Genomic DNA, 22,917 nt, shown 5'->3' with positions numbered 1-22,917 from the left:
CTTCTGGAGGATGCAATGGAGTCATACGAACGCGAAGCACTGGAAGCGGTGACCACACGTCCCGTGCACCCCTACCGAACGCTCACGGTGGAGCGGATCACCCCCGTACTGGGTGCGGAGGTCTCGGGCGTCGACCTGTCGAAGGAGCTCCCGGCGGAGCAACTGGACGAGATCCGGACCGCGTTCCGCGATCATCATGTCCTGGTCTTCCGCGATCAGGAGATCACCGTCGAGGACCACAAGCGTTTCGCCGGCGCCTTCGGAGAGCTGCGTCCGGTGAACCCGCCGCCCGAGGAGGGCGACCCCCACATCCTGGAGATCCGGACCACGTCGGCCGCGGCGAACGTGGCGGGCAACGGCTGGCACGCCGACGGCACCGCCGACGCCGAACCGTCGCTCGGGTCGATGCTCTACATCACCGAGATTCCGGAACCCGGCTGCGGCGGTGACACCCTCTTCGCCAACATGCACCTGGCCTACGAGTTACTCTCCCCCGCCATGCGCTCCCTGCTGGACCAGCTCACCGCCGTACACGACGGCGCCCACGCACTGGCGGGTTACACCCCGCCCGCGGACTACGTCATCCCCAAGAGTGAGCACCCGCTCATCGCCCGCCACCCCGAGACCGACCGCAAACTGCTCTACGTCAACAAGGCTTACACCAGTCGCGTCCCGCAGCTCTCCGACCAGGAGAGCAAGGCCCTGCTCGGCATGCTCTTCGACACCATCGCCTGCACGCCGATCCTCCACTGCCGCGTTCGCTGGACACCGGGCACCCTTGTGTTCTGGGACAACCGCTGCGTTCAGCACCACGCGACGTACGACTACTACCCCTACGCACGCTACGGCCGGCGCGTCGCCATCAACGGCGGACCTGTGAAGGGCTGACGGCGCGAACGGAGGAGGCGTCGTGCGCAGAGACCGGTGGGCTCCGCGCACGACGCCTCACGAGTATCCGCTCACGCAAGGGCGGCCTCACCGTGCCGGTGAGGCCGCCTGTTCCTGTGCCCGGGTGCGCCGTTGCCGGCAGACAACTGTCCACCCCGAGAGGTCGGCATCGGCAACGGGCGGGCGCGGCCCGATCCGAGCCGTCCGGTCGGTGCGGGAGTCAGTCCGCGAGGGTGTTGTGGTTGACGATTCCCTCCACCATGTGGGCGACCGCCCCGGTCAGTGGACTGGCCACCCCGCTGCCCACTACGTCGGGAAGCCTGTGTGCCTCGGACTCGGTGACTGCCACCATGCCCCAGAACGCGTTGAAGCCTGAAGGATCCTTCGGCTTGTCGGTAGCCACATCCACTGTCATGACCCCACCCACGTCGGCGACGGCGAGCGCGCCCATCTGCCGCAGCGTGTCGGGGTCGCGCTCCTCGGCAGCCACCACGCTCCACCCGGTCACCTCGGCGTGTCGCAGTGCCGCGACAAGGCTGCCCGCCGTGTCGGCGCCGGTGAGGACGATGTCAGGCAGCACGAGGGCCACTGGCCCTTGCGTCATCGGCAGAGCCGACCTGATCGCTCCGTCGAGACCCGGTTCGATCGTGTCGTCCTGGTGCACGAAGACCAGTTGAAAGGTCTCGGAGTAGCGCGTCAGATAGCGCACGGTGTCGAGCTTGTGCGTGCCGAAGACGACGACCAGACGCACATGAAGTCCACTTTTGGCCAGCTCGACCACTGCTTCCAGACTGCGGTCCAGAATGGTGACCCCGGGAGCCAGACAATGCAGTTCCTTCGGGTACGGCGCCCCGAAACGTGTTCCGAATCCCGCACAGGGCAGGATGACCGAAACATCAGGGACGGGAACGGACGAACCAGGCATCGAGTAGTTCTCCGTATGTGTAGGCGATCGAATACCTTGCACACCTTGCCCGGCAACGGCAGCCCGAGGCCACACCTTCACCCCACAAGGCGGGCCGGCACGCGCCGTTGTCGCTGAGGGTGGCTGCCGCGAAACGCACTGCGGTAACCGCCCGGGGCACCGGGTGCGGGCCGGTGGGGGATCACCGCTGGAGTGATCACCCACAACCCTACCCCGTTGGGGTTGAGTTGGCTCATGAGCGAGACAGGTTCCACCATCCCGGTACGGCGAGGCCGGGAACGGCCTTCCCAAGACACCGACAACAACTCCGATTCCACTGCATTGATGTGTCAGCACAGTGACCCCCCTCAGCAACACATGCGGGCCTAGACTGCTGCCGCACGGTCGTGACGACCGACACATCACCGTCGAACGGCCGCCGTGTGCAGAGCGTGGGCCGGCGCGGCCTCGACGCCTGGAATGACGTAGCGAAAGAGGGCGCGGAATGCGGGTGCTGTTGTCCACATACGGGACGCGTGGCGATGTCCAGCCTCTGATGGCACTCGCGGTGCGATTGCGGACGCTCGGTGTGGAGGTGCGGATGTGCGCCCCGCCGGACGAGGAGTTCGCGGACCGGCTCGCGGACATCGGCGTGCAACTCGTGCCGCTCGGGCCGCCGGTGGGAGAGCTGATGCGGGGTACGAGTCTGCCGTCAGCGGCAGACCTGTCCCGGTACAGAACCGAGATGGTCGCCGCACAGTTCGACACCTTCCCCGCAGCGGCCGATGGATGTGACGCACTGGTGGCGGCCGGCCTGGCACAGATCGCCGCACGGTCCGTGGCCGAGGCTGCGGGCATCCGTTATGTGTACGCCAGCTATGCGGCGGTACACCTGCCGTCCGCGCACCATGCGCCTCCCCCGCGGCCCGGCTGGCCGGAGCCCGGCGTACACGACAACCGGGCACGTTGGGAGCTGGACGCCGGCCACGTGAACGCACAGTTCAGCGAGACTCTCAACAGCCACCGGGCAGCGATCGGTCTGCCCTCGGTGGACAACGTCCGTGACCACGTCCTCACCGACCGGCCGTGGCTGGCCGCCGATCCGGTTCTGGGACCGTGGCGGCGAACGCCGGGCCTCGACGTCGTACACACAGGTGCGTGGAGCCTGCCGGACGAACGGCCGCTCCCGGACGACTTGACGACGTTCCTGGACGCCGGCTCGCCGCCTGTCTACGTGGGGTTCGGCAGCATGCGCCCGTCGCCGGACGTCGTCCGCATGGCTACCGAGGCGATCCGCGCGCGGGGGCACCGCGTGCTCGTCTCCACCGGACCGGCGGACCTGGGGCTGACCGACGACCAGGACGACTGCTTCGAAATCGCCGAGGTCAACCACCAGCGTCTGTTCACCAGGGTGGCCGCCGTGGTGCACCACGGCGGCGCCGGTACCACGTTGACGGCGGCCCGGGCGGGCGCGCCGCAGGTGGTGATACCTCTCCAGCTGTCGGACAACCCGTACTGGGCCGGGCGCGTGGCGGACCTGGACCTCGGCGCGGCGGTGGATGGTCCGCAGCTCACCGCCGCGTCCCTGGACGTCGCGTTCAAGGCGGCCCTAGCACCCGAGACCCGGACGCGGGCAAAGGCTCTGGGAAGCCGGATGCGCACCGACGGAGCGGCGGTGGCCGCCGGCCTCCTGGTCGACGCCCTTCGGTGAGATGGGCGGGCCGGCCGGCCCGGCGGCCTTTGACGGACGGCAGAACGCGTTGGCTCGCCACCGCCCTGCTGCGACGACGCAGCGGGCCGGGGAGGCCCTTCCCCGGGACGGGCGCGGACATCGTGCTCGTCCCATCCCCTGACGGGTCGGGCCTGAGCCCCGGCCGCCCCGTTGCGTCGTCGTACCCGGAACCGCTGCCGCTGGGTGTGTGGCTGTGGCTGTTCTCTCCCCAGGCACACCCGCCGGTCCCTTCCGGGTCGGCCCGGAGGCGTTCCGTCACACGTTGGTACGACTGCCTGCCGTTCGCGAGGCGTGGCTGCGCGCGATCCGCAGGGGCCTCGCACTGACCGCGGGTCCCTTCAGCGTCCGGCCCACTTCGCCTGCCAGACGGCCCTTGCGATCGTGAGCCCGAGGTCCCCGCCTGATACGAGGCGTCAACCCGCAGTGCCCTGAGTAGTGGCATGTTCAGACCACCGGGCGGGCGGTGACCGGCACTGAGGATCTCCTCGTGGACGAGGGAGGCGAACTCCTCCTCCGTGCGGCCCTGCGCCTCCAGCCAGTCGCGCCACTCCTCATCCGTCCGGCGCGGACCGCTCCGCCGCAGCTGCGCGACGGACACCGCCGTCTCCGCTTCCGTGGTGTGCGGCGCGGGAGTGAGGTGCGCCATGAGGTTTCCGGTGACCTGGCGCCGAAGGTTCACGTAGTCCCACGGCCGCAGTCGAACCTCGCCGAGGATCTCGGCGACGCGCAGGAAGGTGCCGTCCCCGTTGTGGACGAGCCCGTCCGCGCATGCCCGGTCGAAGAACACAGTACGCTCGAACGGGAAATCGTCCGGTGATTCCGTCGTCGCACCGGCGCGGTCCTGCCGCATGGCTTCGATCGTCGCGAGGGCGTCCTCCCGCTTGCGGTCCACCGCGCCAGTCATATCCACCTGTGCCCGTTTCGCCCACCTCCGCGCCTGCCCCTCACCTGCCTGCGGAGCCTGCGGACACCCTCCCGCGCCGGCGGCCCGGCTGGCTTTGCGCCACCTCATGCACACGTTCACGGCGTCGCCAGCGGCACTTGGCGCTCCGGCGCGCGGGGCGGCCTCCGAAAGCCCCGAAGGCCACATCTCCTTGCGGCCTTCGGGGCTTTCGGAGGCCGCAAGGAGATGTGGCCAGAGACCGCCCAGGGGCTGTCCCGTAATCCCTGCTGGATCAGCGCGCGGCGTCAGGTGCGGGGCATCGCAAGGCGGAGGAGGGCGTCGGCGCGGAGCGTTGCCGAGTGACGACAACGCCGCGAGGTGCGGGGCCGGGGCACGCGAGCCCAGCGTGATCCGAACGAGAGGTTCTAGGCACCGTGACCGTCCTTTGGGCCGTGACGCCGTTGACGGTCACTCGTAGCACCGCGGTGCCCGGACGAAGGGCGGTGATCAGCCCGGTGACGGGGTCGTAGGAGATGACGGGTGCAGTTCCCCGGCGTGCGACGGCCTCGGCGGCCGCGCCCTTGATCTCGGTGCGGATTCCGGACCAGTCAGCTCCTACCGGCCAGGCAACCGGGACGGTTCGGGTACCGTCCTGGGTGAGGGTGGCCGCCGCATGGCCCCGGACACCGACTGCGATCCGGTCGGGAGCGGTCAGGTTCACGGAGTCGGTGCGGGCGTGCATCTCGGCCTGGAGCCACCGCTGTGAGTCACGCGCAGGCAGATCGAACCGGTCGTCGACACGGCCCTTACGGGGGTCTATGCCCAGCATGGTCCAGCCGGTGAAGCCACCGTTGTCGGGCGTACTGGCTGGGTTCTTACCGGAGTTGCCGTTCACGAGGTAGGGCACACCGTCGACTGTGGTCGCCGCGAACGCCCCTACATGGCCGCTGACAAAGGCAGCGGACTTGTGTGCGTCGACCCGGAAGTCCGCCAGCCACTTCTCGACCAGCTCCGCTTCCTTTCGGTCACCGAGTTGGCTGGCCTTGTCCGGCAGCGGGTCCTGGGTGGGGTGGTGCTCGAACACCACGACGCCGCTCACGGAACGGTCACGTCCGGCTGCCTCCAACTGGTCGTGGAGGAACTGGAGCTGGGCGAATCCGCCGCCGCGGAGGGTGCCGCTGGAGGTGTCGAGGGTGATGAAACGTGTGTGTCGGGCGTCGAAGACGGAGGTGGTGTCGCCGAAGGCGGCTTTGAAGTTGACCGTGGATCCCGGGCCCATCGCTTCATGGTTGCCAGGCACGTAGTGCCACGGGACTTTCCCTCCGGTCAGCGAGTCGAATTCGTTGAGCAGGGTACGGGCGAGAGCGAAGTCGGCGGGTGATCCTTCGTCGACGAGGTCACCGTCGATGACGAGTACGTCGGGCTTGGCCCTGGCGATCTCGGCGAGGGTGCGGCGGGCGGCCTCGACGAGCGGGCTGTTCGGGTCACGAGCGACGAACTGTGCGTCCGACATCACCGCGACTCGAAGCGGCCGGCCGTCGACCGTACCGTCGGTGACGACCACCGGATCGGTGATCTTCGGCCCGGAGGGCAGTTCCACGTCGGGCGCGACCTTGACACGCAGATCGCTGATGGTCACCTCGCCTGTGTAGGAGCGGGCCGCACTGGTCTCCAGCAGACGCACACGCTGCAGTGTCAGGGGGTAGGGGGTGCCTACGGGCACGGGGAACTCGACCTTGCGCCAGCCGGTCCAGGTGATCATGGGCCCGTCGAGATTGGCGGTCACACCGGCGGCCGTACGGTACTGCAGGCGTGGCCACGCGCCGTTGCCGTCACCATTGATCCACATCGTGACCGCCTGCGGCTGGCCCGGAAGTGGAATCGCCTGCGGCGGCACCGCGTATTGCCCGCGGGTGGCCGTCGACTTGGTGAAGTCGTAGCTCAAGCGCAACCCGGATGTGCCGTCGTGTCCGGCGGCCGGGGCGACCGATCCGTCGGGAGCGCGGTCGTTGGCCGATGTCCAGGAGGCCGCGTCGGTGAGGTCCGCGACCGAGTTCTCGGTCAGGCCCACCGTGACAGCAACCCGCGTTGTCATCCGGCCCACGGTGAGGCGCAGAGTGGTGGACGCCGCGTCCTTCAGTCCCCGCAGTGTGAAGGTCGCGTCGCTGGAGGGTTGCAGGGACACCACACCGTCGCCACCGGTGACCTTGACGTCGGACGCGTCGATCGGGGCGTGGTCCCCGAGGGCGTCGTATCCGGTGATGGTCAGCTGGGCGGTGTCCCGGACGCCGTCGAGTGCGATCACGCTGCTGCTCGGAGCAATGCGCACAGCGGGGGCGAGTACGGTCAGTGCGGTCTCTCCGGAAGCTCCGCGGTCGCCGGAGACTTCCACGCGGGTGACGCCGGAACGCACGCCGGTGACGAGAGCGGTTCCGCCCCCGGAAGGCCTGACCGACACCTTGCCGGAGCCCTTCCACCTCAGTCGGCCCACCGGCAGCGGAGCGTACGTCTCGTCATGGGCGAGCGCGCGCACGGTGCGGTGCAGGTGGGGAAACAGCCTGTCGGAGCCGTCCGCTGTCAGTGCGGGCCCGACGCGGAACCCGCGGACCGTGCCGGAGCCGGGTGCAGCGAACAGACCGAGGCCGTTGGCGACCTGGCGCTCCGAGCCGTCCGACGGGCTGCTGATCAGGCCCGTGGCTGCTTCGCCGGGAAGCCGGGCAGCCATCGTGGTCGAGCCGCCGCCGTCCATGTTCAGGGCGTTGGCGGCACCGAGGCCCTTCATGAGGTCGCCGAGTTCGTTGAGGTCCATGCCCCGGCTGTCGGTCTGCTTGCCGTCGATGGCGACCAGGTACATGGTCCGGCCGTCCGCGGAGAAGCCGACGGCCGTACGCGAGGTCGCTGTGACCGTGTCACCCTCGGTGAAGCGCCGGACGGTGCCGTTGTCGACCAGCACCTGGCCGCCGCCGACCGCGACGGCCACCTTGCCGAAGTCCGCTCGTGGCCGGTACGCGACGGACACGGCGTCGCCCACCCGCAGACGTGCCAGGGTGCCGGCACCCGCCTCACGGCCGAGCAGCACGCTGGCACCTGCCGGAACCGGATCCGAGCCGACCGAGGGACGCACTTCGGTGACCTTCCCCCCGCGCAGCCTGACTTCGGTGACTCGTTCCGCGCCCGCTACCGGCTTGGTGCGAGGGGCCGGACCCCATGCGTCGGTGAAGAGTCCGATTCCGTCGCGGGTGAGCTGCGGGGAGTTGACGCCGGAAAGCTTCAGTCGCCCGGTTTCCGGGACGGTGACCTCTCCCTCCAGGAATACCTGGGCCAGCCTGCCGAGCCCGTCCGCACCGATGGCGACGGACTGGGCACGGCCCTCGGTCGCCGAGTTGACCAGGCCGCCCCTGCGGGACACTGCCGTCCCGATGGGGGCGTCGGTGTCGTTCATGTCGAAGTAGTCGCCGTTGATCGCTGCGATCGCACCGGTCCTGGCGGCCTGTTCGGTCACCTTGGATTTGCCGGTGACCGTGCCGGAGGAGATGTGGTCCACCCGCAGCCGGTTCTCAGCGAGGTCGGCGACCAGCACCTGTCCCCGGACCCACCCCTCGGAGCCGAAGCGGTCGAAGCGAGTGAGGTTCAGGCCGGGGGCGACGGGTGTGCGGGTCTCGTCGGTCACGAGCGACTGACCGGGTGTGCTGGGTATCAGGCCGTGGCCCCGCTGCGGCGTGGGCACCGACCTCGGCAGATCGGGGCTGAGCGCCTGAGCGGTCGTCATCATCCCTGCACCGATGCTGAGTGAGGTCGCCAGGGCGAGGACGACGGCGCTGCGCCGCGCTGCGGATCGCGCTCGGGGAAGGCTGGGGTCAAGAGGGAGCGGCACAGGGTGACTTCCTTCGAAGCTGAACGTATATGGGTCAACTCGCAGTGGACGCGTGGTTCATGTCCTCGCGCTGCGTCTCGCATGATCACAAGGGAGGCGTAGCATGAACACCTCTTGACATCCAGCGCGTGAGTGCCGCTCATGCTGTAGAGGGAGACCTGAGCTTCGGGCCCCGAAGTCAGGCTGTGCCCGGCTTCCGTACGCGACGATTCGAGAAGGCAGCAAAGCAGCTGCTTGATTCACTGCGATGGTGCGGTGGATGCGACGCCGCCGCGCAGTGCGCGCATCGCGAGGGCACCGGCGAGGGGCCCGGGCGCGAGCAGGAGGAAGGCGCACTCCTTCTGCACGGTGCGGTGCGCCGCCGTGATCGCGGGCTCCGGGGTCTTCTCGACCACCCTCAGTGAAGTCGCCGACCAGCGTTACGTGGGAACCGCCGTCACCGCCCAGACAGCGATCGGGTTCGCTCTCACCGTCGTCACCATCCGCCGGCCGACGCCGTCGACTGGGGCGAGGAGGACCGCCGCACACGCCGCTGACCAGGAGCACGCCACCGATCCGCATGGTGAGGAACATCGCGATCTCGACCGAGCCGGCAGCCGCTGAGGCGAGCAGGACGCTGCGCCACGGCAGGTACCCCACCCCAGCGATGAGATGGGGGAGCGTTCGGCCCAGGAGGCCATGAGTTTCAGGCCCAGCACCCGGCCACCCGCACGGTGGCCGAGACACACCGCCCCGACTCCGCTCCCGGGGCTGCATCCTGCCGCGCGTTCTCGTTCGCCGCGGCCCGGCTTGCTGTTGACGGCGTGAGCCGACGGCTACGCAGCCGGGCGTCGGCGGAAGGAGTCATGCCCGTACGTTCCGCCCCACGGGGTCGCGGACTGCAGGATGCCCGGATGATCACGGTCGTGGGCGTTCAGGCATGATGCCCGGGTGGGTGAGACGGGCCCTCGACGCGCTTTCGAAGGACGCCGCTGTCGCGCGGTCCGCGCGGCGGCGGAGGACGGCGACATCATCGACACGGAGATCGCCGGAGTGATCCTTATGGATCCGGCAGCTCTCGTCCGCAGCGCCCGGCACCGACGCCAGGCGTCTACTGCCGGGTCGCGCAGGGGGGGTGCGGGCTCGGTGGGTGGTGGTCGGTCCCACCACCCTCGGGGAGCACGGCCCGGCAGCTGTGTCCGGGCCGGATCAGATACGTCGGCCGGTTCAGGCCTCCCGGATGGCGGAGATGTCGAAGGTGAGCTTCACCTTGTCGCTGATCAGGACACCGCCACCCTCCAGCGCCGCGTTGTACGTCAGACCCCAGTCACTGCGGCTGATCGTCGCAGAACCATCGAAACCGACACGCACATTACCCATCGGGTCCACGACCTCACCGTTCAGCGTCAGCTCCAGCGCAACCGGCCGGCTCACACCCTTGATCGTCAGATCACCGTTCATCCGGAACGTGTCCTCATCGACCCGCTCCGCACTCGTGCTGCGGTACGTCATCTCCGGGAACTCCTCCACCGCGAAGAAATCACCGTTCAGCAGGTGCTCGTCACGACCGGCCAGAGCCGTGTCGATACTCGCAACCTTGATCACGACCTCCGCCGTCGAAGCCGAAGGCGTCGAACCATCCAGACGCAGCCGCCCGTCATACTCCGTGAAACGCCCACGCATCGTCGTGACCTTCGCATACTTCAACGAGAACCCGATCTCGCTGTGCGTCGAATCGATCACGTAGTCACCCGTCAGATGCGACAGACTCGAACCCGACTCCACCGCAGTCCCCCCAGCCACAGCCGTGGACACAGAAGCGGAAGCAGAAGCGCTCTTACGGTTGAACAGACCCATGACATGCTCCTTCAGAGGGATTGCATTTGGTTTATCTGTCAACCAGATCGAGCCTCCCGGCCATTCCCCGGGGCGCGCACCTGCTCCGTGACGGCCGTCACTGGATCTCGGGCCACAGGCCCGGCACACCCGCCGTCCACGGCTCCAGCGCCCGAACGCCGACGGAGGGCCCCATGAGGCCGTACACAAGCGGCGCGACAACTTTGCCGAGACCTCGCACGGCGCCGACCCCGTGAGCGAGCACGGGGTCGGCGCAGCTGTGCGGGACAGGGCCCACTCCGGAGAGGAGGCGCTCGTACACCTCGCCCCCGAGGGCCACCCGAGGTGACCAGCGAGAGGCTGGGGCAGAGTGTGCGTTACGCCGCGTTCAGCGACGCGGAAAGGTTCCCCTTGACGGCGCGAGTGGTCTCGTCCGCCAGAATCTCGGACAAGCCCGCTTCGATGCCGTCCAGGGCCTGCCTCGCGACATCCGAGGGATCGGTCTTCTGATCGGCGGGTACGGCCGCGGCCATGTCGGTGTCCATATAGGCCACGTGCAACGCCGAGACGGCGATGCCCCGGGGCTCCAGCTCCTGCCGGGTCGCGTTCGTCAGCGCCCATGCGGCCGCCTTGGTCGCGGCGTAGGACCCGAGGGCAGCCGGGTGCAGCCAGGACAGGACCGACAGGACGTTCAGCACTGCACCTCCGCCGTTGCCCTCGATGACGGGGGCGAACGCCCTGGTCGTGGCAAGTGGCCCGAAGAAGTTCGTCTCCATCTCCAGCCGGACGGCATCCAGGTCGCCCGCAGCCAGAGAGGCGCCGGTGGACATACCGGCGTTGTTGACCAACAACGTCGTGTCGGACGCGGCGCGGGCCGCCGCCTGGATGGATCCCTCGTCCGTCACGTCCACTCGCAGAGGGATGACGCCAGGGAGATCTATCGTCTCGGGCCGGCGGGCCGTCCCGTACACCTTTGCTCCGCGCTCCACGAGCTGGGCGGCCAGGTGCCGCCCCAGACCGCGGTTGGCACCGGTGACGACGACGACAGCGCTCTTCAGTTCCATCTCAGTTCCTTGCCTTGCGGGCCGATCCATCCGCCCGGAGTTTTAGATTACATCTACAATCTAAACACTGGTTTACGATAGATGCCAATCGACATCCGAATGGAGGTGGCTCATGGGCCGCGTATCGCAGGCTCAAGCGGAGGAGAACCGCCGACGGGTCGTGGAGACCGCCTCTCGGCTGTTCCGCGAGCACGGGACCCACGTCAGCGTCGCCGACCTCATGAAGGCGTCCGGCCTGACCCATGGCGGCTTCTACAAGCAGTTCGCCTCGAAAGAGGCACTCGTCAACGAGGCCACCGCCCACGCGTTCAACGAGTTCACCCGGCTCCAGCAGGACAAGGTGGAGCAGTCCGGAACGCGTGGCCCCGCCCAGCGGGCCTTGATCGACAGCTACCTCTCCGTCGAGCACCGCGACAATCCGGCAGAGGGGTGCCCCGTCGCCGCCCTCGCGATCGACATGGCGCGCGAACCCGAAGACCGCGAGGCGAGCCGCATCTTCACCGAGGGGGTGGGTGCGTTCGCCGCGCAGCTCGCCACTGATGACCAGGACGGCATCGCCCGGCTGTGCACCATGTTCGGCGCGCTCGTCCTGGCCCGGGCGACCGAGGGTTCCCCGCTCTCCGAGGACATCCTCGCCGCCGCGCACCGAGCACTGACGGACGCCGACTGACGAGAAGCGCTGTGGCCGCCCGTCACCCCCAAGGCGGAATGGACCGCCCCCTACCCCACCGGCAGGCCTCAAGGCGCGGGACGTCACTCCGCCGCGCGGGCCCGGGGCGACTTGCCGTTGATCATGACCGCGCCGATGAGCGCAGCGGCGAGCAGAATGATCGCAGCCCAGGCGATGGCCACCGTGAAGCCGTGGACAGTGCCGGTGTTCACGATTCTCATTCGTTCGGCCGGGGTCAGACCGCCCTCGCGGGCCGCTGCGGCGAGGTGGCTGGTCAGGTACGTCGCCGTCACGGTGGTCGCGATCGTGTTCAGGAGAGACGTGCCGATGGAACCGCCCACCTGCTGAGCGGTGTTGACGGTTGCCGACGTGACGCCCGAGTCCCTGGCCGGAACCCCGATCGTGGCCGTCGAGATGATGGGCAGGAAGGTCAGTCCGAGCCCGAAGCCCAACAGGACAGTTCCCGGCAGAATGTGCCCGGCATACGTGGAGTCGATGTCGAGGAACGTCAGCGAGAACATGCCGCCGGCACTCAGCAGCAGTCCTGGCACCAGCAGGAGACGTGGCGCCACAAGCGGGAGCAGCCGGGCGGAGATCTGGGTGGAGCCGATGATGATTCCGGCGGACAGCGGCAGGAACGCCAGTCCTGCGCTGAGCGGCGAGTATCCGAGGATGTTCTGCAGGAAGTACGTGAGGAAGAGGAACGCGCCGAACAGGCCGATCGTCGTCATCGCCATCACGAGCATCGAGCCTCCGCGGTTGCGGTCCCGCACGATCCGCAGGGGCAGCAGCGGACCGGATGACCTGGTCTGCCACCAGGCGAACGTGACGAGCAGTGCGACGCCGATGCTCAGCACGGTGAGGACCTCCGTAGAGGTCCATCCGAGTGCCTCGGCCCGGCTGAATCCATACACGATCGCGACGAGGCCCCCGCTTCCGAGGAACGCGCCCAGGATGTCGAGATGCGCGCCCGTGGTTCCTCTGCGGTCCCTGAGCAGTGTCAGCGCTCCGATGACGGTGAGGATGGCGATGGGTACGTTCACATACAGACACCACCGCCAACTGAGCCATTCGGTGAGAATGCCGCCGAGGAGCAGCCCGATGGCGGAGCCGCCACCTGCGATGGCGCTGAAGATGCCGAAGGCTTGAGCGCGTTCTTTACCGCCGGGGAAGGTCGTGGTGAGCAGAGAGAGCGCGGAGGGCGCCAGGAGAGCGGCAAATACTCCCTGGAGCGCGCGGGAGAGGTAGAGCATCTCCTGGCCGCCGGACGCCCCGCCGATCGCGGAGGCGCCGGCGAAGCCGATGAGCCCGATGATGAACGTACGCCTGCGGCCGACGAGGTCGGCGACTCTTCCGCCCAGCAGCAGGAGACCGCCGAAGGCCAGGGTGTACGCGGTGATCACCCACTGGCGGTTCCCGTTGCTGATGCCGAGAGCGCGCTGCGCGGAAGGGAGGGCGATATTGACGATCGTCGCGTCGAGCACCACCATGAGCTGCGCTGTCGCGATGACGGCCAGCGCCCACCAGCGGTGCGGATCGGGTTCGTCCACCTCTGATCCGGTGACCTCGGTCTGCGAGTCGCCCGGTCTGCCGCTCTGCGTCCCGTCAGGCGGGCGGGGGCTCGACGGATCGCTCATCGACGTCATCCTTCGCAGTGGGCCGGTTGACCTGTGCCGCCGTGCCGCATCTGCGCAACACTCAGGACAGAACATCACGAAACAGGCCATTTCTGCGTATCCATGCGTAGGCCAGTGCGGTGGGACCGCGGTCCGCCCACCTCGTCGTGTCCAGCCGAATATCGGGCCGGTCGACAGGACGGCAGGGAACTCGGACGGCGCTCCGACGACCGCGCGACCGACATCAGCCGAGCGGAACACACCCCGCGTCCTGGGCAGCGGAATCCAGATGGGCCGCGATGCGCGCGATCGTTCGGGCGTTGTCCTCGAACAGGAACGCCTGCATGCCCGCCGCTCGGGCCGCCTCGACGTTGACCGCGAAGTCGTCGATGAAGAGGCACCCCTCCGACCGGACTTCCAGGCCGGCGCATATGGCTTCGAAGGCACGTGGGTCGGGCTTCTCGATCCCGATCTCATGCGAGTAGACGATCCGGTCAACCAGTTCGTCGAAGCGGTACAGCGACGTCTCGCGTTCCCGGGCACCGACGAAACTGTTGCTCAGAATGCCCAGCCTGCAAGCGCCACGGAGCGCTCGCACGTACGCGATGAGCTCCTCGTTAGGCGTCCCCAGGTACTCCGTCCAGAGATCGGCCATGAAGGCATGGACCTCGGAGGCATCGAGTCCCAGGCGTCGGGCCACCTGATCGTGTACCTCCTGTTCGGCGATGGTCCCGATGCTTCCCGCCTGCCATACGTCGCCCATACGCTCGTGCACAGTGCCTGGTGGCAGATCCAGCCGCTCCTCCCAGCGTTGCACCCATCCCGTCTCCGGGGTCATCTCCAGCACACCGCCGATGTCGAGAATGACGCAGGTCTCACTCACCCGGACTCCCCTCCTCGTCCCGCCGAGCCACCGAGCACAGACGACTCGCGCATGGAGTCCGTGATCACTGTCGCCCTGCCCTCCTGGACCGGGTCAAGCACCTTCGGAAGTCCGTGACAGCCTTGTTGCGAGCCCAGGCGATCGGATCACGGCTGCGCTTGGTTGTGGGTGGTGGGCGGCGTGGGACGTGGCTCTGACGCCTGCGCGCCGACGGCCCGGGACGACGTGGCGTCGTCCCGGGCCGCGGTCTGAACACGGCTCAGATGGCGCTGACCGTGGTGTCGTCGATGAGGAAGGCGGTCTGGGACACGGAGTCCTCGGTGCCTGTGAACGTGAGAGTGACGGTCTTGCCCGCATAGGCGGTCAGGTCGACCGTCCGCTGGACGTATCCGGTGCTCTTGTCCAGGTTGGACCACGTGCCCAGAGTCGCCGTGCCTGCCTTGACGGTCAGCTTGTCGTAAGCAGCCGACTTCGCGGCTTCATCGGTCGTGACGAGAAGGTGGAAGGTGAGGGTGGCGAACGTACAGGAGGCCGGGATGGTCACCTTCTGGGACAGCGTGTCGGTGTGAGTGGTGCCGTAGCCACCGAGCCAGGCCTTGTAACGACCGGTGCGCGCCGGGGTTTCGGAGCTGCTGTCGATCACGCCGGGGCTCTGCGACCAGGCTGTGGCCCCGCTCTCGAAGCCGGGGTTGGCGAACAGTTGGCTCACGCCGCAGCCGCTGCCTGAGGGCTGTACGGTCCAGGTGAAGCGGGCGGTGGCGACGGTGTTCTTCGAGTCACGCACCGTCAGAGTGACCTGGCTGGTGCCCGCCTTGCTCGGAGTGCCGGAGATCAGCCCGGTGGTGGCGTTGATCGTGAGGCCGGTCGGGAGACCGGTCGCGGAGTTGGTGACACCGGGGTAGATACTGCCGGTGCGGGGCTGGAGGGACACGGGCGTACCCGCCACGCTGTGCTGGTTCCCAGGGTTGGTGACGTACGCCCCGGCGGGGCGGGCGCCGACACCGATCGCCGCCCAGGTGTCCGCGACGATGGTGTAGGTGGAGCTTGCCTGACCCCAGAGATCGGCGGCGGCCTGGAGGGTCTGCACGCGGGCGGCCTGGTATCCGGTGGTGGAGGTGAAACGCTCGGTGAGCGCCTTGTACCAGAGCTTCAGGGCGTTGTCCCGGCCGATGCCGGGTACGGACAGCCCGTCTGCCGTGGGGCTGTCGTAGCTCACTCCGTTGATCGTCTTGGCTCCGCTGCCCTCGGCCAGCAGGTAGAAGAAGTGGTTGGCGGGGCCGGACGAGGAGTGGACTTCGACCTTGTCGAGGCCGCTGAACCAGTAGTCCGGCGACGACCCGTCCTTGCTCGGCCTGTCCATGTATCGCAGCGGCGCACCGTTGGCGAAGAGCTTCTCGGCGATCAGGTAGTCGCCGGGGTCGGCCGGATTGTCGGCGTAGAACTCCACACCGGTGCCCAGGATGTCCGAGGTGGCCTCGTTCAGGCCGCCGGACTCGCCCTCGTAGATCAGGCCGGCCGTGTTGGAGGTGACACCGTGGGTCATCTCGTGCCCGGCTACGTCCAGTTCGGTCAGCGGATGGGTGTCGCCCTCCCCGTCGCCGTAGGTCATGCAGAAGCAGTCGTCGTCCCAGAAGGCGTTGACGTAGTCCGTGCCGAAATGCGTGCGGGACGTCGCGCCGACGCCATCGTTGCGGATTCCCCGGCGCCCGAACTTGTCGTTGTAGAAGTCCCAGGTCGTCTGAGCACCGTAGGCGGCGTCGACACCGGCGGTCTGCACACTGGCGCCGCTGCCGTCGCCCCAGACGTCGTCGTCGTCACGGTAGAGGTTGAGGGTGTCCCCGTGGTTGAGGTCGTACGTCTCATGGCCACCTCGGGTGCTGTCGCTCATGCTGAACGTCTGCCCCGAGGGCGTCGTGGTGAGGTCGACCTGCCCACTGTACTGGCTGTGGCCGATGCCGGTCTGGATGTCCTGGTAATGGCGGATCTCGACACCGCTGGTGGCGTCCGTGATCACGTGCAGACGGCTCGGTGTGCCGTCCTGCTGCGTTCCCTCGACCACCGACTCCCAGGCGAGCTTCGGCTTCCCCTTCGCGGCCCAGATGACGGCGCGGGGCGTGGCGGCGGACGGGTGGACGACACCGTCCTTCCTCGCCGCCCACAGCGCGTAGCGCCTGGCCGAGGCGGCGCTCTTGACGGCCTTGGCGCCGGTCGCCGTGATCGAGGTCCTGGTGGCCATGTCGGTGCCGGTGACAGCGCCGCCCGGGTTCCGGTGGACGATCAGGTCACCGCCCAGGACAGGCATTCCGGAGTATGTGCGCTCGTAATGCGTGTGGGTCGTTCCGTCCCTGTCCTTGCCGACCGACTTGACGACCAGTTGCTCCTTGGCGCCGAGGCGCAACTGGGAAGCCGTGGTTGCCCGCTGGGACCGGGCCCGGGTCAGCAGGGCCGCCCGCTCGGTCGGGGACAACTGGGCCGGCAGCGCACCCGCACGGGGCGCGGGAGCTGCTGTCGGGCGGACGTCTGTACGAGCTGCCGTCACTGCGGTGTGGCTGTCGGCCGAGGCCGGGCCGACGGGAAGGCTGACGGCGATCACAGCCATTCCTGATATGAGGGCGCCTGCGGTGAATCTGGGTGTGCGCACGTATCACTCTCTCTGCGGCCTCCGCCGAGGGTGGCCGGGGCGGTCCGGGCAGATCGCCATGTGTCGCGGACCGCCCGGATGACGTGTGTTGCAAAACTACATGGCTTTGAAACGGGCACAGAGTGACATCTTCCGCTGGTTCGTGTCATGTGGGCATGATCACTTTGGCCGAAAATCGACTCCGGACCCTCACTGTACGTGCGCCATCGCGTGAGACCTCCCCGCGGTCGCCAGTAAACAAAGTGACAGTGCGTCATGTGCGGGTTCCGACTTCCGCGCCACATGACACTTTCCAGCCATTGCACGATCATTGCCATGCTTGCTCTTTCAAGTTTGCCGACCGGGCCTGCATACTCACGGCTGGCAACACGTTCGTACGGGGCGCCGGGACAACGTCGCACCGAGGAGTGTTCGCGCCCAGGAGACTCATCCGGCTGGACGAGTACCTTCGAAGCCGTGAGAGACCGGTGGGCACCGCAATCGAGGGGTGCCACACGCCGGAAGCCTTCCGGAATCGGCTTGACCCGCCCCGCCTGGATTCGAAGGGTCAACTTGTTCATGGAAAGACGTGGGCGTTCCCGCGCCCTGCCGGCGCTGATAGCCGCCGCCTGTCTCGGGGTCCTCGCCGCGGCGCCGACGCCCGCCCTGGGTGCCGGTCCCGCAGCGCGGGCCGGAAGTTCGCTGTCCCCCGGCGACCGGGCCACGATCGACAAAATGATCGCCGACCAGAAGCGCGCGCGGAAGGATGCCGCCGCCTCTTCCGACCGTACGCCGGACAACGTGGACGCGGCGTGCGACGTCCCGAAGTCGGCGCACGAGGCGACCTGCTTCGCGATGCGGGTCACGGACGTCCACGGCGGGAAAGGGCTGCGCGCGGCCTCCGACACGCCGGCGGGTCTGGCGCCAGGCGACCTGCTGAGCGCCTACAACCTTCCCGCCGACGGTGGCGCCGGCGCGACCGTCGCCGTCGTCGCGGCCTACGACAATCCGAAGGCTGCCACCGACCTCGCGCTGTATCGGAAGCAGTTCGGCCTTCCGCCGCTGGAAGAAGGTCAGTTCGTCAAGGTCAACCAGCGCGGCGACGAGGGGGAGTACCCCTCCCCCGAGAGCGGATGGGCCTCGGAGATCGCCCTCGACCTGGACATGGTGTCGGCCGTCGCACCCAAGGCCAAGATCATCCTTGTGGAGGCCGACAGCTCCAGGTTCACCGACCTGGGCGAGAGCGTGAACACGGCGGTCGAGCTTGGTGCGACCTACGTGTCCAACAGCTACGGACTGCCCTACTCCACCACGTCGGGCACCGCTGAGTCCGTCGAGTTCACGGATCTCGCGGAGCGGTATTTCGACCACCCCGGCGTGGCAGTGGTCGCAAGCAGTGGTGACAGCAGCTACGGTGTCACGTTCCCCGCTTCCGCCTCCACTGTCACGTCCGTCGGCGGTACCTCCCTGGTCCGGGACGGGTCCACCACGCGTGGCTGGAACGAGACAGCCTGGGCAGGTGCCGGATCGGGCTGTTCGGCCTTCGCGCCGAAGCCCGCCTACCAGAAAGACACGGGGTGCGAACGGCGTTCGGTCTCCGACGTCTCCGCGGTCGCCGACCCGGAGACCGGCGTCGCCGTCTACAACACGTACGGCACGTACGGCCAGGGCTGGGGTCAGTACGGCGGGACCAGCGCCGCGGCTCCGATCATCGCGGCGACGTACGCGCTGGCCGGCCCGGTGGCGGAGGGGACACAGCCCGCCGGCTACCCCTATGCGAACCCCCGCCTCAACGACATCACCTCGGGTTCCAACGGCTCCTGCTCCCCCGCCTACCTCTGCAACGGCGCCGTGGGCTACGACGGCCCCACCGGCCTCGGTACCCCCAACGGAACGGCGGCCTTCCGTCAGGGGCCGACCGGCACGCTGAGCGGCAAGGTAACCGACGGGGCACACAAGCCGCTGACTGGTCAGCACGTGACGCTGGCCGACAGCGCCGGCCGGCTCGCCTACTCCACGAAGACGGACGGCAACGGCGGATACCGGCTCAACGTCTCGCCCGGGACGTACAAGGCGTCCGTGTCCCTCTTCGGCCACCGGACCGCCACCGGCACCGCCCTCGTTACCGCGAGCAAGGCCGCCAAGGCCGACCTCGCACTCGTGAAGCTCCCCACGCGGAAGGTGTCGGGCAAGCTCGTCGACGGCTCCGGTCAGGGCTGGCCGCTCTATGCGAAGATCACGTTCGACGAGGTGCCCGGCCGGGTGTTCTACACCAACCCCAAGACGGGCGTCTACTCGGTGGATCTGCCGAGCGGAACCACCTACACGCTGCACGCCACGCCGGTCTATCCCGGCTACAAGACGCCGTCGGGCATCAGGATCGCGCTCGGCACGAAGGACGTGCGCCACGACTTCTCCGTCAAGGCCGACGTCACGTCATGCGTGGCCCCTGGCTACGGCTACGCCGCACAGGCCGACTTCGAGGACTGGGGCATCGAACCCCGCTATGGGTGGAGCGCCTCGAACGCCGACGGGACCACCAGCGGCTGGCGGTTCGATCAGCCCGGCACGGCCAATGAGACCGGTGGCACCGGCGGCTTCGCCACGGCCTCTCCCGGAATAGACGGGGACTTGAGCGCCGTCGAGGACACCACCCTGACCTCACCGGCCTTCGATCTGAGCCGGCACACCGATGCCGACCTTCACTTCGACACGACCATGTACGACGCCCTCGAGAACGGCGCCACCTTCGATGCTGCCGTCAGCATCGACGCCGGGCAGACGTGGTCCAGTGTGTTCAAGGAGACCAGCCCGATCGTACGGTCGCACCATGTGACCGTTCCGCTCGATTCGGCGCTCGGCCACACCGACGTCCGGCTGCGCTTCCAGTTCAAGGGCCAGGGGTACTCACAGGTCCAGATCGACAACGTGCTGGTCGGCAAGTGCCAAGCACTCGGCGGCGGGCTGATCACCGGCGTCGTCAAGGATGCGAACACCCAGCGCCCCCTCAACGGCGCCGCGGTGACCGCTACCTGGGCTCCGAAGACGGACCCGTATCGCACCGCCGTCAGCGCGAGGATGCCGGGCGACAACCGGTCCGACGGGTCCTACTGGCTGTACAGCCCGCACGCCGGGCGAGGCTCGATCTCCACTTCGGCACCCCGCTACTCCACCGGCGTGGGCAGGGTCTCCGTCTCCGGCAGGGTGAGCGAGTACAACCCTGCTCTGAACGCCGGGCAGCTGAAGGTGACCTCCGGGAAGGTGGGACTGACCGCGGCCCTGGACGGGAAGGCCAGTCAGGACATCACGCTCACCAACACCGGTCGTAAGCCGCTCACGGTCGCTCTCGCCGAGCAGAGCCGCAACACGGCCGCGAAGGCGTGGACAGCCGCCGAGGACGGACCGTGGCGCGACCTTCCCGGTTACCCCAAGGCGGTCAAGGACAACGTCGTCAGCTCCTACGAGGGCAGCGTCTACTCTGTGGGCGGCTATGCCGGCGCAACCATCTATGCGGACGGTTTCGTCCTGGCCCCCGGCGCCAAGTCCTGGTCGCGCATCGCACGGCTTCCGGAACCGCGCACGGACGCCGCAGGTGCCTTCCTGGACGGCACCCTGTACGTCGTCGGCGGCTACCACTTCGGTGACGAAGGTCTGTCGGTCCCCTCATCCACCACCTTCGCGTACCACCCCCGGAGCAACAGCTGGTCCCGGGTGGCCGACCTTCCGGAGGCATCCGGCTCGGGATCGGCTGCGGTTCTCGACGGGAAGCTCTACTACATAGGCGGGAAGGACGGCTCACTCGACGACACGAAAGCCTCCTATCGCTACGATGCTGCCCGCGACAAGTGGAACCGGATCGCCGACTACCCGATCGCGCTCACACACGGCGGGTGCGGCGGCGTGACCGACGGTCTCGTGTGCTCCGCCGGCGGCTACACCGTGCCGGCCGATGAGTCCGGTTCCGAGAGCCACATCGCATACACGGCCCGCACCTTCACCTACAGCCCCGCGGCGGACGCATGGCGCCGGGTCGCCGACATGCCCTATGCGACGGCAGGGGCTTCCTATGCGGCGGCCGGCGGAAAGCTGCAGGTAGTCGGAGGGCATATATGGGGCGACGGCTACCCCAAGCAATCCCACACGGTTGAGTACGACCCGGTCACGGATGCCTGGACGACCCTGCCCGAGACGCCCCGCTGGACGAACCGGGGAGGACACAGCACCGGCTGCGGACTCATCGATATCGGTGGCCAGGACACGCCGACGGGAATCACCACCACAGGTGCGGCCATCCTGACCGGGACCGACCAGTGCGCCGGCGACGACGTCCACTGGCTGTCCACGAGCTCGACGAAGGTGACCCTGGCACCGGGCCGCTCCACCAAGGTCCGCGTCACGGCGGATGTCCGGACGCTCACCGCTCCGGGCGGCTACGCCGCCGCCCTGTCGATGATCGACGACTCTCCCTACCGGAACGCACCGGTGCCGGTCGCGCTGAAGGCGACCGCTCCCGCCTCGTACGCGGAGATCACCGGCACGGTCACTGCGGGAAGCCGCACCAAGCTCCCCGGCGCAAAGATCGTGCTGTCCCGTGGCGGCAAGGAGCTCGTCACCACCACCACCGACGCCGAGGGTGTGTACCACGTGTGGGTGAAGAGCTCCACGGACAAGACCACGGTCACCGTCACGTATGACGGGTACGCCGCGAGCAGCCAGGAGGTGAAGACCGTCGGCGGCGGCCGGACCACGGCCGATTTCGCCCTGCGGACCCAGTAGCCGGATCAGGTCTGCGGGCGGGCCCGCCGACCGGATGAAGGCGTGTGCCCGGCCGGGCTTTCCGGCCGGGCACACGTGTATGGCCGTGCGCGTGAGGCGCGCAGGTCGACCACGGAACCATGCGTACTGTGCGGACGTCCCCGTACCCGAACCGGTGATCACGACCAACTCGCCGGGCACGACTCAGGAGTGGGGGCGTATGACGGGGAAGGCGCTCGGCCGGCGAGGACAGTCATGGAACATTTCGGCCTGTGTCATCGCGCTTGGCCCACCCGCCACTCTGCTCGTCGTCCGGCTGACGGGGCTCGACGCGACAACACCGGTCGCGGTGCCCATGGTGCTCTTTCCCTACTCGACGGTTCTCTGCGCGGTCGTGCTGGCCATGACGGCAACGGTTCCCGCGCTTCGGTCCCGATGGGCCGTGGTTGTCTCCGCGGCTCTCGTCCTCGCCCACGCCGCGGTGCTGGCACCACGGTTCGTACCTGAGCGTCGGCACGTGCCCGCGCAATCGCCCGAGTTGCGGGTCGCCACCCTCAACACCAACGGCGGCGCAGCGGATCCCCGAGCGGTGGTGGAGCTGGTCCGCACCGAGCGGATCGATGTGCTGGCCGTGGAACAGACGCCTTCGGCAGGCGTGAAGGCCCTCGACGAGGCGGGATTGGGCACGCTGATGCCCTTCCGGGAACTCCACCCCGAATACGACTCCTCGATCTATTCGAGGCGCCCGTTGTCGGACGGTGGCACGACGCACGTCGATACCGCGTGGCCCCAGACCACCACCGAGGTCACGGCCGACGGACGGAGGGTGCACTTCGTCGCTGTTCACACCTACTACCCGTTGGGGGACACCGAACGCTGGGCGCGGGACATGGCCGCCCTGACCGCTGTGGCCCGGCGAAGCCGGCCCGACACCGTGTTTCTGGGCGACTTCAACGCCTCCCTCGACCACGCCTCGATGCGCGACCTGCTCGCGGCCGGCCTCACCGACGTCCATGCCGAACTCGGCCGTGGATGGAGCCGCACATGGCCCGTCGGCCTCGCCTTTGTACCGCCTCTCATCCAGCTGGACCACGTCCTGCACGGCCCGGGCCTGGCGGGGGTTTCCGCGGGCGAGCGCACTGTGCCGGGTACCGATCACCGGGCGGTCGTCGCGGTACTGGCGCTGCTGCCGACGAAGGACCGCGTCACCTGA

General features: G+C 68.4%; 13 protein-coding genes. 5 read left to right on the top strand and 8 right to left on the bottom strand.

Going from position 1 to position 22,917, the window contains the following annotated elements; translation table 11 throughout:
* The first annotated feature begins 15 nt into the window (after positions 1–15).
* Positions 16–888: a TauD/TfdA dioxygenase family protein gene (locus tag OG206_RS31370; protein ID WP_327121970.1), complete on the top strand. Its 873-nt coding sequence runs from the start codon at positions 16–18 to the stop codon at positions 886–888.
* Positions 889–1,108: 220 nt separating this feature from the next.
* On the opposite strand, the gene OG206_RS31365 is transcribed toward OG206_RS31370, so the two are convergent.
* On the bottom strand, positions 1,109–1,669 hold the full coding sequence (locus OG206_RS31365) for a hypothetical protein (protein WP_327121969.1): 561 nt from the start codon (positions 1,667–1,669) through the stop codon (positions 1,109–1,111).
* 628 nt (positions 1,670–2,297) lie between these two features.
* Here OG206_RS31365 and OG206_RS31360 point away from each other — a divergent pair.
* Positions 2,298–3,503 (top strand): glycosyltransferase, encoded by a 1,206-nt coding sequence (locus OG206_RS31360; protein WP_327121968.1) that lies wholly within the window; start codon positions 2,298–2,300, stop codon positions 3,501–3,503.
* A gap of 1,196 nt (positions 3,504–4,699) precedes the next feature.
* Here OG206_RS31360 and OG206_RS31355 read toward each other — a convergent pair.
* From OG206_RS31355 to OG206_RS31340, 4 genes are all read right to left on the bottom strand, one after another.
* Complete coding sequence (locus tag OG206_RS31355) at positions 4,700–8,281, bottom strand: phosphodiester glycosidase family protein (protein WP_327121967.1); 3,582 nt, start codon at positions 8,279–8,281, stop codon at positions 4,700–4,702.
* A gap of 239 nt (positions 8,282–8,520) precedes the next feature.
* The gene (locus OG206_RS31350; protein ID WP_327121966.1) at positions 8,521–8,676 is read right to left on the bottom strand and encodes a hypothetical protein; all 156 of its coding nucleotides are present in this window, start codon (positions 8,674–8,676) and stop codon (positions 8,521–8,523) included.
* Between the two features lie 811 nt (positions 8,677–9,487).
* A complete protein-coding gene (locus OG206_RS31345) occupies positions 9,488–10,117 on the bottom strand; it encodes a YceI family protein (RefSeq protein WP_327121965.1) in 630 nt (209 codons plus the stop codon).
* 356 nt (positions 10,118–10,473) lie between these two features.
* Positions 10,474–11,160 carry an SDR family oxidoreductase gene (locus OG206_RS31340; RefSeq protein ID WP_327121964.1) on the bottom strand — a complete coding sequence of 229 codons (687 nt, stop codon included), beginning with the start codon at positions 11,158–11,160 and terminating at the stop codon, positions 10,474–10,476.
* Between the two features lie 112 nt (positions 11,161–11,272).
* Here OG206_RS31340 and OG206_RS31335 point away from each other — a divergent pair, with 112 nt between their 5' ends.
* Positions 11,273–11,830 carry a TetR/AcrR family transcriptional regulator gene (locus tag OG206_RS31335; protein WP_327121963.1) on the top strand — a complete coding sequence of 186 codons (558 nt, stop codon included), beginning with the start codon at positions 11,273–11,275 and terminating at the stop codon, positions 11,828–11,830.
* Between the two features lie 83 nt (positions 11,831–11,913).
* On the opposite strand, the gene OG206_RS31330 is transcribed toward OG206_RS31335, so the two are convergent.
* From OG206_RS31330 to OG206_RS31320, 3 genes are all read right to left on the bottom strand, one after another.
* Positions 11,914–13,467, bottom strand: coding sequence for an MFS transporter (locus OG206_RS31330; RefSeq protein ID WP_327121962.1), 1,554 nt, complete (start codon positions 13,465–13,467; stop codon positions 11,914–11,916).
* Positions 13,468–13,690: 223 nt separating this feature from the next.
* Positions 13,691–14,329, bottom strand: a complete 639-nt coding sequence (locus tag OG206_RS31325) for an HAD family hydrolase (protein WP_327121961.1) — start codon at positions 14,327–14,329, stop codon at positions 13,691–13,693.
* 259 nt (positions 14,330–14,588) lie between these two features.
* Positions 14,589–16,928, bottom strand: coding sequence for a M4 family metallopeptidase (locus tag OG206_RS31320; RefSeq protein ID WP_327122455.1), 2,340 nt, complete (start codon positions 16,926–16,928; stop codon positions 14,589–14,591).
* 600 nt (positions 16,929–17,528) lie between these two features.
* Between OG206_RS31320 and OG206_RS31315 the strand changes: the two genes are divergently transcribed.
* A complete protein-coding gene (locus OG206_RS31315; protein ID WP_327121960.1) occupies positions 17,529–21,725 on the top strand; it encodes a carboxypeptidase regulatory-like domain-containing protein in 4,197 nt (1,398 codons plus the stop codon).
* 199 nt (positions 21,726–21,924) lie between these two features.
* Positions 21,925–22,917, top strand: coding sequence for an endonuclease/exonuclease/phosphatase family protein (locus OG206_RS31310; RefSeq protein ID WP_327121959.1), 993 nt, complete (start codon positions 21,925–21,927; stop codon positions 22,915–22,917).

The sequence above is a fragment of the Streptomyces sp. NBC_01341 genome (assembly GCF_035946055.1).
Classification (GTDB): Bacteria; Actinomycetota; Actinomycetes; order Streptomycetales; family Streptomycetaceae; genus Streptomyces.
This window is presented reverse-complemented; position numbering and strand designations above follow the sequence as displayed.